The organism is Rugamonas violacea (assembly GCF_016461825.1).
Classification (GTDB): Bacteria; Pseudomonadota; Gammaproteobacteria; order Burkholderiales; family Burkholderiaceae_D; genus Rugamonas.
Genome location: NZ_JAEMNU010000037.1, coordinates 301625 through 313013, shown reverse-complemented (window position 1 = coordinate 313013; position 11389 = coordinate 301625). Strand labels below are relative to the sequence as shown.

The window sequence follows — 11389 nt, the reverse complement described above, 5'->3', positions numbered from 1 at the left end:
TTGATCTTACCAGTTCGCCGGGCAATATCCCGGCGGCCTGGTCAAATTACCTGCACCCGCGAGTGTCAGGACAGTTGCTGGATACCTGCCAGCATCCAGCCGCCGCCGCCGGACACCGGCTTGCTCAGGTTCCACACCTCCTGGAAGGGTTCGGCGGCGGCGGTCGGCGCCGACTTGATGCTGCCGATGAACTTGACGCTGGCCAGGTACTCGTTGGCGGCCGTCTCGATGCCGAGCAGCTCGGCGTCGATGCTGACCACGTCGGTGAAGTCGGCCTGCGCGCCGCGCTCGCTGATCTGCATCTTCAGCTCGGCGAACACCTCGGGCGTGGTGAACTCGCGGATGTCGGCGACGTCGCCCTTGTCCCAGGCCGCCTGCAGGCGGATGAAGTTGCTCTTGGCCACGCGCAGGAAGGCCGGCGCGTCGAAGTCGGCCGGCACGCCCCACGGCGTGTGGGCGACCGGCTTGTCCAGGGCCACGCCCGACGAGCCCGCTTGCAGCGGCTCGAAGGCCTGGCTAGGCAGGCGCGAACCGATTTCCGGCGTGGCGCCGGCGCCCTGCGGCATGGCGTTGCTGAAGCCACCGCCGCCGAAGTTGCCATTGCCGCCGCCGCCGAAGGCGCCGGGCGCGGCCGGCGCGTTGCCGGCGCTGCGGTTGCGGATCATGCGGATGATGAAGAAGGCCGCGCCGGCCAGCAGGGCGAGCATGATGATCGAGCCGAACATGCTGCCCAGGGCGCCGCCCATGCCGAAGTGCGACAGCAAGGCGCCCACGCCCAGACCGAGCAGCGCGCCGCCCAGGATACCCTTCCAAGGGCTGGCCGGCTTGGGCGGGATGGCTGGCGCGGCGGGCGCCGGGGCCGGCGCGGCGGCCGGACGCGGCGCCTGCTGGGCCGGCGTTGGCGCCGTGCGGCTGACGTTGGACGACTGGCGGCCGATCGAGCGGCCACCGCCCATGGGACGGGCGATCGACTCGGCCATCATCGAAAAGGCGGACACGGCCAGCATGGCGCCGATCAGGATTTTCTTCATGTTCATATCTTTGCTTCCTACAAAAGTCTTACAGTTTGATACCGGTGTGTAAAGCGGCCACACCTGCCGTCAGATTGTAATACTGGACTTTTTCCAGCCCGGCGTCCTGCATCATCGTCTTCAGGGTCTCCTGGTCCGGATGCATGCGGATCGACTCGGCCAGATAGCGGTAGCTTTCGGCGTCGCCGGCGATCTTTTGACCCAGCCACGGCAGCACCTGGAAGGAATACAGGTCATATGGTTTTTGCAAGGCCGCCGGCACCTTGGAGAATTCCAGCACCAGCAACTTGCCGCCCGGCTTGAGCACGCGGCGCATCTCGGCCAGCGCCTGGTCCTTGTGGGTCATGTTGCGCAGGCCGAAGGCGACGCTGACGCGGTCGAAATAATTGTCCGGGAAGGGCAATTTTTCCGCGTCACACAACAAGGTGGGGGTCAACAGGCCGCGATTCAAGAGACGGTCGCGGCCGACGCGCAACATCGACTCGTTGATGTCGGTCAGCCAGACCTCGCCGGACGGGCCGGCCTGCTTGGCGAAGGCCTTGGCCAGGTCGCCGGTGCCGCCGGCGATGTCGAGCACCTTGAAGCCGGGACGCACGCCGGCGTGGGCGATGGTGAAGGTCTTCCACAAACGGTGCAGGCCGGCCGACATGAGATCGTTCATCACATCGTATTTGGCGGCGACGGAGTGGAAAACCTTGGCGACTTCGCGGACTTTGTCGTCTTCAGCGACGGTTTTGTAACCGAAATGGGTGGTATTGGTCATATTGGGCGGCCTGTTAGTTTGCCTGCATTATACAAGCGGCCCGCCCCGTTGGATTCCGATTCCTGCAAAGCGCCACTATCCGGGCGCGGACAGGCGCTGAATCGCCTTCAAATGGGTGCCGATCTCCTGTCGCGCCTTTTCCAGCTCAAAGTCGACCTGCAAGCCCATCCAAAAAGATTCGCTGGTGCCGAAGGTGCGCGCCAGACGTAGCGCCGTGTCGGCGCTGATGCCACGTTTTTCCAAAACGATGTCATTGATGCGGCGCGAAGGTACGCCAATGGCGCGGGCCAGTGCATTCTGGCTGATGCCCATCGGTTTAAGAAATTCCTCCAGCAGAATCTCCCCTGGATGGATATTCTTCAATTTCGCCATCAAGTTCTCCGCTAGTGATAGTCGACTATCTCGACCTCGGCGCAATCCCCATCCTGCCAGAGGAAACAGATGCGCCACTGCTGGTTGATGCGAATACTATATTGCCCCTTGCGCGCGCCCTTCAAGGCCTCTAGGCGATTGCCCGGCGGCGCCCGCAAGTCGCCAAGCAGCAAGGCACTGTTCAGCATTCTCAACTTTCGCCGGGCAACATTTTGTACCGTCACCGGCAATCCATGCACCAATGTGCCATTCCACACCAGCGCTGTCATCTTATCGCGAAAATTGAGGATCATGCCGCGACGTTAATACCGCCCCTCATCACCGTCAATTCCTCAACAAAGCGCGGTTGCGCGCGCTCAGATGAACAGCAACAGGCCCGCCGTTTCGCTGCCTGGTTTAGTGCTTGCCGCCGCAGCCGTGGGCCTTGGCCGGGGCGGTCAGGGTGGTGCCGGGTTCGCGGCCGCTGTCGCCTTCGAAGCCGGAGGCGTGCAGGCGGGTCAGGTAGTTCTGCCACAGCTCGGCCTGCTCACTGCCCAGCTTGTACAGATAGTCCCAGCTGAACAGGCCGGTGTTGTGGCCGTCGCTGAAGGTCGGCTGCACCGCGTAGTTGCCGACCGGGTCGAGGGCGGTGATGCCGACTTCGCGCTTGCCGACCTGCAGCACCTCCTGGCCCTGGCCGTGGCCGCGCACCTCGGCCGACGGCGAATACACCCGCAGCAGCTCGAAGGGAATGGCGAAGCTGGCGCCGTCGTCGAAGCTGACGTCGAGCAGGCGGGATTTGCTGTGCACGGTGAAGCCGGTGGGCTGGGGGCTGTTTTTACTTAAGCTCATGGGCGGGATGCGGACTTGGGTTGCTTGGTTGATTGGAGGAGCGGGACGGGCCGGCTTTAACCCAAGGCCACGAGCCGGGGTCGGACCCGACGGGTCCGACCCCGGTTTGCGCCACAGGGTTGTCTTGGTCTGGCGGCACGCTTGCTGCCGCTATTATCCGCCCAAACGCTCGATGATGTCGGCGTGCAGCTGCGGCAGCAGGGCGCGGCGCGCCGCCAGCACCTCGGGCAGCGAGCTGCGCTGGACCGTGGCCCAGACCGGATTGGGGAAATGCGCGTCGTCGAGGAAGCGCGGGATGACGTGCCAGTGCACGTGCGGCGTCATGTTGCCCAGGCTGGCCAGGTTGACCTTTTCCGGTTGCATGATCTCGCGCACCGCCAACTCGACCTGCCAGACCACGTCCATCACCCAGTGCCGCTGGCGCGGCTGCAGGTCGCTCATCTCCTTGACGTGGCCGTTCCAGACCACGCGGCAGAATCCCGGATACTCGGCCTCGTCGACGGCCACCACCGACACCTGGCTGTCGCGCCAGATGACGGCGCCGCCGGTCTGGCCGGGCGTCGTCGCCAACAACTGGCACAGGTCGCAGGCGGCCGTCATACCAGCACCCGCTCAATGCCGCCGCTGTTGGCCTTGGCCACGTAGTCGGGCAACCAGTTCTCGCCCAGCAGATGCTTGGCGATCTCGATGACGATGTAGTCGGCGGTGGTGCCGGCGTCCTCGCTGTAGCGCGACACGCCGCCCAGGCAGGCCGGGCAGCTGGTGAGGATCTTCACCTCGCCGGTGAAACCGTCGGCGCGCAGCTTGTCGGCGCCCTTGATCATCTCCTCCTCCTTGCGGAAGCGGATCTGCGTCGAGATGTCGGGCCGCGACACGGCCAGGGTGCCGGCGTCGCCGCAGCAGCGGTCGTTCTTCTCGATCTTGACGTTGTCGATGGTGCTGATCAGCGAGTTGATGGTCTTGCCCGAGTCCTGCAGCTTCATCGGGTTGTGGCAAGGCTCGTGGTACATATAGCGGGTGCCGTTGACGCCCTCCAGCTTGACGCCCTTCTCCAACAGATACTCGTGGATGTCCATGATGCGGCAGCCGGGGAAGATCTTGTCGAACTCGTAGGTGGCCAACTGGTCGTAGCAGGTGCCGCAGGAAACCAGCACGGTCTTGATGTCCAGATAGTTGAGCGTGTTGGCCATGCGGTGGAACAGCACGCGGTTGTCCGTCATCATCTTCTCGGCCTTGTCGAACTCGCCGTTGCCGCGTTGCGGATAGCCGCAGCACAGATAACCCGGCGGCAACACGGTCTGCACGCCGACCTCCCACAACATCGCCTGGGTGGCCAGGCCGACCTGCGAGAACAGGCGCTCCGAGCCGCAGCCCGGGAAGTAGAACACCGCCTCCGTGTCGGCCGTGGTGGCCTGCGGATTGCGGATGATCGGGATCACCTTGTCGTCCTCGATGTCGAGCAGGGCGCGCGCGGTCTTCTTCGGCAGGTTGCCCGGCATCTTCTTGTTGATGAAGTGGATCACCTGCTCGCGCACGGGCGGCTTGCCGGTGCTCGGCTTGGGCGCCTTGGTCTGCTTCTTGGCGAATTTCTTGAGCAGGTCGTGGCCCAGGTTCTGCGCCTTCATGCCCCACTCCAACATCACCTTGCGGTAGAGGTTGATGGTGGTCGGATCGCTGGCGTTGAGGAAGAACATGGTGGCGGCGGCCATCGGCTTGAAGCTCTTCTTGTCCATCTTGCGCAGCAGGTTGCGCATGTTCATCGAGACGTCGCCGAAGTCGATGTTGACCGGGCACGGCGTCACACATTTGTGACACACGGTGCAGTGGTCGGCGACGTCCTCGAACTCTTCCCAGTGCTTGATCGAAATGCCGCGGCGGGTCTGCTCCTCGTACAGGAAGGCCTCGATCAGCGACGAGGTCGCCAGGATCTTGTCGCGCGGCGAGTACAGCAGGTTGGCGCGCGGCACGTGGGTGGCGCAGACGGGTTTGCACTTGCCGCAGCGCAGGCAATCCTTGACGCTGGTGGCGATGGCGCCGATGTCGCTCTGCTGCATGATCAGCGACTCGTGGCCCATCAGGCCGAAGGACGGCGTGTAGGCGTTGCGCAGGTCGGCCCCCAGGCCCGGCAGGTTGAGCAGCTTGCCCTTGTTGAAGCGGCCTTCCGGATCGATGCGCTGCTTGTAGTCGCGGAACTCGCTGATCTCGTCCTCGGTGAGGAACTCCAGCTTGGTGATGCCGATGCCGTGCTCGCCGGAGATGACGCCGTTGAGCGAACGGGCCAGCACCATGATGCGGGCGACGGCCTGGTGGGCGTCCTGCAGCATCTCGTAGTTGTCCGAGTTGACCGGCAGGTTGGTGTGCACATTGCCGTCGCCGGCGTGCATGTGCAGCGCGACGAAGACGCGGCCGCGCAGCACGCGCTGGTGGACCGCGGTGGCCTCGTCGAGGATCAGCTTGAAGGCGGCGCCGTTGAAGATCTGCCGCAACTGGGCGCGGATTTCCTGCTTCCAGGTGATGCGCACGGTGCGGTCCTGCACCACGTCGAACAGGGTGGCGTTCGGCTGTTGCTCCAGGCGCTGGGCGAACACCGGCAGCAGGCGTTCCAGGCCCAGTTCGGCCAGGCGTGCTTGCGCCTGCGCCAGCGGCAGGTCCAACGCCTCCAGCGTGTAGCTCCAGCGCGCCCGCACCTGCTCGAGCAGGGCCAGCGCCTGCTGCTCGCGGTCGCCGAGCATCTCGGCGTCGCCGACGCGGTCGTCGGAGGCGTCGTCGCTCTTGCCCACCGGCAGGTTGCCGGCGGCGATGAAGTCGTGCAGCGCGGCGGCCAGTTGCAGCTTGTTCTTGATCGACAGCTCGATGTTGATGCGCTCGATGCCGTCGGTGTACTCGCCCATGCGGTTGAGCGGAATCACCACGTCCTCGTTGATCTTGAAGGCGTTGGTGTGCTTGGCGATGGCGGCGGTGCGGGCGCGGTCCAGCCAGAATTTCTTGCGCGCCTCGGCGCTGACGGCGACGAAGCCTTCGCCGACCCGGGTGTTGGCGATGCGCACCACTTCCGAGGCGGCCTGGGCCACCGCGTTCTCGTCGTCGCCGACGATGTCGCCGAACAGCGCCATCTTCGGCAGCACGCCGCGCTTCGACTTGGTCGAGTAGCCCACCGCGCGCAGGTAGCGCTCGTCCAAATGCTCCAGCCCGGCCAGGCGGATGGTCTTGAACTGCTCGCCCTTGGCCGGCAGGCCGTCCAGGTAATCCTTGATCTCGACGATGGACGGGATGGCGTCGCGCGCCTGGCCGAAGAACTCCAGGCAGACGGTGCGGGCGAATTTGGGCATCTTGTGCAGAATCCAGCGGCCCGAGGTGATCAGGCCGTCGCAGCCCTCCTTCTGGATGCCGGGCAGGCCGGAGAGGAACTTGTCGGTGACGTCCTTGCCCAGGCCTTCCTTGCGGAACTTGCGGCCTTCGATCACCAGCGTTTCGGTCTTGAACGGCGCGTTCTTCTTGCTGGCGCCGCGGGTGTTCGGATGGGTCCATTCCAGCAGGAACTTGGCCACCGGCGCGTCGTGGATCTTCGACAGGTTGTGCTCCAGCCGGGTCACTTCGAGCCAGTCGCCGTTCGGGTCGACCATGCGCCACGAGGCCAGGTTGTCCAGCGCGGTGCCCCACAGCACGGCCTTCTTGCCGCCCGCGTTCATCGCGATGTTGCCGCCGATGCAGGAGGCGTGCGCCGAGGTCGGGTCGACGGCGAAGACGAAGCCGGCCTTCTCGGCCGCCTCCGACACCTTGTTGGTGATCACCCCGGCGCCCGAGTGGATGGTGGCGTACTCGTGGTCCAGGCCGGGCAGCACGGTCATCTCGACCTGGCCCAGGTCGATCAGCTTCTCGGTGTTGATGACGGCCGACAGCGGCGTCAGCGGCACGGCGCCGCCGGTGTAGCCGGTGCCGCCGCCGCGCGGGATGATGGTCAGCCCCAGCTCGATGCAGCCCTTGACCAGGCCGGCCATCTCGTCCTCGGTGTCCGGCGTCAACACCACGAAGGGGTATTCGACGCGCCAATCGGTGGCGTCGGTGACGTGGGCGACGCGGGTCATGCCGTCGAAGCGGATGTTGTGTTTTTCGGTGTAGCGGCTGAGGATCTTGGTGGTGCGCTTGCGCAGGTCCCAGGTGGCGCGGAACTCGTCGCCGAAGTCGGCCACGGCCTTGCCGGCCGCCTTCAACAACTGCTCGACGTTGGCGCTGCGCTGGCGCGCCTGCTCGCCGTCGGCGCCCTCGCCGACGGCGTCGACCGCCAGGCGGCGCTTGTCGACCTCGGCCAGGCGGTGGTGCAGCGCGTCAATCAACTCCTGGCGCCGCTTGGGGTTGTCCAGCATGTCGTCCTGCAGATACGGGTTGCGCCGCACCACCCAGATGTCGCCCAGCACCTCGTACAGCATGCGGGCCGAACGGCCGGTCTGGCGCGAACCGCGCAGGGCGTCGAGCAGGCTCCAGGAGTCCTCCCCCAACAGACGGATGACGATTTCGCGATCGGAAAACGAGGTGTAGTTGTAGGGGATTTCGCGCAGACGGGTCGGCGCGGGACCGTGGGGCGTTTCCGCCAGCAATGCTTGGATTTGTGCGGGGGCGTTCATGTGAGATTGGACTTGTGGACTGGACCCTAAAGGACCATTCTAGCGTATTGCGCCGCACCATGCGGGAACAGCCTTAGCCCGCCCAAGGGCTCTCGGCCGACCGTCGCACCGAAATAAATTCGCCAAAAACGCATTTCATTGGCATGTCCAGCCAAAAGCAATCATTCAAAGTGAATAATATTAATGGATTGTGGGATATATCGGAACGTCGTATGCAGGCGCATCATCCCAGCAAATGGCCGATCCGCTGCCACACGCCGTCCGGCACGTACAACAGCAGGCTGGTCATGGTGATGTAGCGCAACAGTTTGCCGCAAGCCATGTAGAACACGCTGGGCCAGAACGGCAGCTTGAGCCAGCCGGCCAGGGTGCACAGCGGGTCGCCGATGCCGGGCAGCCAGGCCAGCAACATGGTCTTGGCGCCGTAGCGGGCCAGCCAGCCGAACCAGCGGCTCTCGCGCTCGCGCGCGAAGGCCGCCTTGGCGCGGTAGCCCAGCCAGTAGTCGACCACGCCGCCCAGGGTGTTGCCGAGGGTGGCGACGGCGATCACCGGCCAGAACAGCGCGGCGTTGGCCTTGACCACGGCGAACACGGCCGGCTCGGAGCCCAGCGGCAGCAGGGTGGCGGAGATGAAACTGATGATGAAGACCGACGTCAGTCCCACCTCCGGCGCCGCCAGCAGGTGCAGCAACCAGGCTATTGCGGATTCGATCATCGGATTTTTGTGGAGGGCGAAAGGTGTCCATTATAATCAGGCACACCCGTCAAGCGCACCCCGCACGCTTGAACAGTTCGGCAGCGCGCCCACCGGCGCCCGTCCAGCCCCTGCCGTCCCCGGTCACCAGCCGGTTAGAAGCATGTCTTCGCATCGAACGAACCAGAAGTTGCGCCCGCCGCATCTGGCCCAGAACCACACTGTTTGCAGACCATGACTATCGACTATCTGAAGAAAATCCTGACCGCGCGCGTCTACGACGTCGCCACTGAGACCCCGCTGGAACTCGCGCCGACCCTGTCGCAGCGTTACGAGAACCGAATTTATTTCAAGCGCGAGGACATGCAGAGCGTGTTCAGCTTCAAGGTTCGTGGCGCCTACAACAAGATGACCCACCTGAGCGAGGCGCAGCGCAAGCGCGGCGTCATTTGCGCCTCGGCCGGCAACCACGCCCAGGGCGTGGCGCTGTCGGCGGCGCGCATGGGCTGCCGCGCGGTGGTCGTGATGCCGACCACCACGCCGCAGTTGAAGGTCGACGCGGTCAAGGCGCGCGGTGGCGCCGACGTCGAGGTGGTGCTGCATGGCGAGTCCTACACCGACGCCTACAACCACGCGCTGTCGCTGGAAAAAGAGCAGAAGCTGACCTTCGTCCACCCCTTCGACGACCCCGACGTGATCGCCGGCCAAGGCACCATCGGCATGGAGATCCTGCGCCAGCACGCCGGCCCGATCCACGCCATCTTCGTGCCGATCGGCGGCGGCGGCCTGATCTCCGGCATCGCCACCTATGTCAAGCAGATCCGTCCCGACATCAAGATCATCGGCGTGCAGACGCTGGACTCGGACGCCATGGCGCGCAGCCGCAAGGCCGGCGAGCGGGTCACCCTGGCCGACGTCGGCCTGTTCGCCGACGGCACCGCCGTGCGCCTGGTCGGCGAGGAAACCTTCCGCCTGGCCCAGCTTTACGTCGACGACATCATCGTGGTCGACACCGACGCCATCTGCGCCGCCATCAAGGACGTCTTCACCGACACCCGCAGCATCCTGGAACCGTCCGGCGCGCTGGCCGTGGCCGGCGCCAAGGCCTATATCGAACGGGCCGCGCTGAGCAAGGAACCGATCCGCAACGAGACCCTGATCACCATCGCCAGCGGCGCCAACATGAACTTCGACCGCCTGCGCTTCGTCGCCGAGCGGGCCGAGCTGGGCGAATCGCGCGAGGCGGTGTTCGCCGTCACCTTGCCCGAGCAGCGCGGCAGCTTCAAGCGTTTCTGCGCGCTGGTCGGGCCGCGCAACGTCACCGAGTTCAACTACCGCATCAGCGACCAGGACCAGGCCCATGTGTTCGTCGGCATCCAGATCGCCGACCGCCACGAGTCCGGCGCGCTGGCCCGCCGCTTCGAGGAGAACGCCTTCCAGACCCTGGACCTGACCCACGACGAGCTGGCCAAGGCGCACATCCGCCACCTGGTCGGCGGCAAGAGCAGCCTGGCGCGGGACGAGTTGCTGTACCGCTTCGAGTTCCCCGAGCGGCCGGGCGCGCTGATGCGCTTCCTCGACAGCATGGCGCCGAACTGGAACATTTCGCTGTGCCACTACCGCAGCCAGGGCGGCGACGTCGGCCGCATCCTGATCGGCCTGCAGGTGCCGCCCGACGAGATGGGCGCCTTCGGCCAGTTCCTCACCACCCTGGGCTACCGCCACTGGGACGAGACGGCCAACCCGGTCTACAAGCTGTTCCTCGGCTGAGCGGAGCGCCGCCGCCACCGCCCCGGCACGGCGGCGGCGGACGCCGCCGCGCGCGCGGCGGCCACTTGCGCTACCATGCGGCCTTGTCCGAATTTACCCATTGCCACCTTCCCGCCATCATGACCAACCCTGTCGACCTGTCGCCGCTAGGCAAAACCTCCGCATACCGCACCGATTACGCGCCCGAGCTGCTGTTTCCCATCCCGCGCCAGGGCAAGCGCGACGAGCTGGGCCTGAGCGGCACCCTGCCCTTCTTCGGCGTCGACATCTGGAACGCCTACGAGATCTCCTGGTTGAACGGACGCGGCAAGCCGCAGGTGGCGATCGCCCGCATCACCGTGCCGGCCGACTCGCCCAACATCATCGAGTCGAAGTCCTTCAAGCTCTACCTGAACTCCTTCAACCAGACCCGGCTCGACAGCGTCGAGGCGCTCAAGGCCCTGCTGCAACAGGATCTGTCGCAGGGCTTCGGCGCCAGCGTGCACATCGCGCTGAGTCTGCCGGAGGATTTCGCCCGGCTGAAGATGGGCGAGCTGGACGGCGTGCTGCTGGACCGCCTCGACATCGAGGTCGAGCACTACCGCCCGGCGCCCGAGCTGCTCAAGGCCAACTTCGACAACGGCCCGGTGGAAGAGAAGCTGCTCTCCCACCTGCTCAAGTCGAACTGCCTGGTGACCGGCCAGCCCGACTGGGCCAGCGTGCAGATCCATTACTGCGGCCCGCAGATCGAGCAGGAAAGCCTGCTGCGCTACCTGATCGGTTTCCGCGAGCACAACGAGTTCCATGAGCAATGCGTCGAGCGCATCTTCACCGACATCCTGCGCCAGTGCGCGCCGCAGCAGCTGGCCGTGTATGCCCGCTACACCCGGCGCGGCGGACTGGACATCAATCCCTGGCGCAGCAACTTCAGCACCGCCGCCGCGCCGGCCAACCTGCGCGGCGCCCGCCAGTAGGTCGCAAATGGGCCGGCGCTACGCCGATTCCGGCGCCGCCGCCTTGCGCCGGATCAAGCGGACGGTGGGGTGTGGTTGATCTGGCTACAAGCCCGCGTTGGGAAATACATTTTACAATCGGACAACACAACTTCGGCGTATGATGGACGACGCGGCCACCTGGTGCCCAGCCCCCGCCCGGGGACCGCGAACCGGCGCCGGCCCGCCCGCCATGTGGCAGGTCGGCAAAAACCGGGAAAAAATCGGCCAATACGGCGGCTGGATGCAAAAAAACCGGTGTTTCCCCAATTTACTGTCCAGAAATAGCGAATCTTCGTCATAATGCATTTTTTGCAATAAATCGGGCCGCCCCG

The 11389-nt window shown here is 65.2% G+C and carries 10 protein-coding genes; 2 read left to right on the top strand and 8 right to left on the bottom strand.

Annotated elements, in window-relative coordinates; all coding sequences use genetic code 11:
- Positions 1–65: 65 nt before the first annotated feature.
- From H7U20_RS09040 to H7U20_RS09005, 8 genes are all read right to left on the bottom strand, one after another.
- Positions 66–1037: a Tim44 domain-containing protein gene (locus tag H7U20_RS09040; protein WP_199758802.1), complete on the bottom strand. Its 972-nt coding sequence runs from the start codon at positions 1035–1037 to the stop codon at positions 66–68.
- Between the two features lie 22 nt (positions 1038–1059).
- A complete protein-coding gene (gene ubiE, locus H7U20_RS09035; RefSeq protein ID WP_199758801.1) occupies positions 1060–1794 on the bottom strand; it encodes a bifunctional demethylmenaquinone methyltransferase/2-methoxy-6-polyprenyl-1,4-benzoquinol methylase UbiE in 735 nt (244 codons plus the stop codon).
- Between the two features lie 75 nt (positions 1795–1869).
- Complete coding sequence (locus H7U20_RS09030; protein ID WP_199758800.1) at positions 1870–2166, bottom strand: HigA family addiction module antitoxin; 297 nt, start codon at positions 2164–2166, stop codon at positions 1870–1872.
- 11 nt (positions 2167–2177) lie between these two features.
- Positions 2178–2459 carry a type II toxin-antitoxin system RelE/ParE family toxin gene (locus H7U20_RS09025; RefSeq protein ID WP_199758799.1) on the bottom strand — a complete coding sequence of 94 codons (282 nt, stop codon included), beginning with the start codon at positions 2457–2459 and terminating at the stop codon, positions 2178–2180.
- Positions 2460–2562: 103 nt separating this feature from the next.
- Positions 2563–2997, bottom strand: coding sequence for a gamma-butyrobetaine hydroxylase family protein (locus H7U20_RS09020; protein WP_199758798.1), 435 nt, complete (start codon positions 2995–2997; stop codon positions 2563–2565).
- Positions 2998–3150: 153 nt separating this feature from the next.
- Entirely contained in the window at positions 3151–3597 is a 447-nt protein-coding gene (locus H7U20_RS09015) for an HIT family protein (RefSeq protein ID WP_199758797.1), read from the bottom strand.
- Positions 3594–7619, bottom strand: coding sequence for a DUF3683 domain-containing protein (locus H7U20_RS09010; protein ID WP_199758796.1), 4026 nt, complete (start codon positions 7617–7619; stop codon positions 3594–3596). The genes H7U20_RS09015 and H7U20_RS09010 overlap by 4 nt, the downstream gene beginning before the upstream one ends.
- A 223-nt stretch (positions 7620–7842) precedes the next feature.
- Complete coding sequence (locus tag H7U20_RS09005; protein WP_199758795.1) at positions 7843–8334, bottom strand: YqaA family protein; 492 nt, start codon at positions 8332–8334, stop codon at positions 7843–7845.
- Positions 8335–8547: 213 nt separating this feature from the next.
- Between H7U20_RS09005 and ilvA the strand changes: the two genes are divergently transcribed.
- Together ilvA and queF are read left to right on the top strand one after the other, a co-directional pair.
- A complete protein-coding gene (ilvA, locus tag H7U20_RS09000) occupies positions 8548–10083 on the top strand; it encodes a threonine ammonia-lyase, biosynthetic (protein ID WP_199758794.1) in 1536 nt (511 codons plus the stop codon).
- Positions 10084–10202: 119 nt separating this feature from the next.
- Complete coding sequence (queF, locus tag H7U20_RS08995) at positions 10203–11036, top strand: NADPH-dependent 7-cyano-7-deazaguanine reductase QueF (RefSeq protein ID WP_199758793.1); 834 nt, start codon at positions 10203–10205, stop codon at positions 11034–11036.
- Positions 11037–11389 lie beyond the last annotated feature (353 nt).

Excerpts from the sequence above, each read along its gene's own strand:
- H7U20_RS09040 (WP_199758802.1), bottom strand. The coding sequence starts at position 1,037 with ATGAACATGAAGAAAATCCTGATCGGCGCCATGCTGGCCGTGTCCGCC.
- ubiE (WP_199758801.1), bottom strand. The coding sequence starts at position 1,794 with ATGACCAATACCACCCATTTCGGTTACAAAACCGTCGCTGAAGACGAC.
- H7U20_RS09030 (WP_199758800.1), bottom strand. The coding sequence starts at position 2,166 with ATGGCGAAATTGAAGAATATCCATCCAGGGGAGATTCTGCTGGAGGAA.
- H7U20_RS09025 (WP_199758799.1), bottom strand. The coding sequence starts at position 2,459 with ATGATCCTCAATTTTCGCGATAAGATGACAGCGCTGGTGTGGAATGGC.
- H7U20_RS09020 (WP_199758798.1), bottom strand. The coding sequence starts at position 2,997 with ATGAGCTTAAGTAAAAACAGCCCCCAGCCCACCGGCTTCACCGTGCAC.
- H7U20_RS09015 (WP_199758797.1), bottom strand. The coding sequence starts at position 3,597 with ATGACGGCCGCCTGCGACCTGTGCCAGTTGTTGGCGACGACGCCCGGC.
- H7U20_RS09010 (WP_199758796.1), bottom strand. The coding sequence starts at position 7,619 with ATGAACGCCCCCGCACAAATCCAAGCATTGCTGGCGGAAACGCCCCAC.
- H7U20_RS09005 (WP_199758795.1), bottom strand. The coding sequence starts at position 8,334 with ATGATCGAATCCGCAATAGCCTGGTTGCTGCACCTGCTGGCGGCGCCG.
- ilvA (WP_199758794.1), top strand. The coding sequence starts at position 8,548 with ATGACTATCGACTATCTGAAGAAAATCCTGACCGCGCGCGTCTACGAC.
- queF (WP_199758793.1), top strand. The coding sequence starts at position 10,203 with ATGACCAACCCTGTCGACCTGTCGCCGCTAGGCAAAACCTCCGCATAC.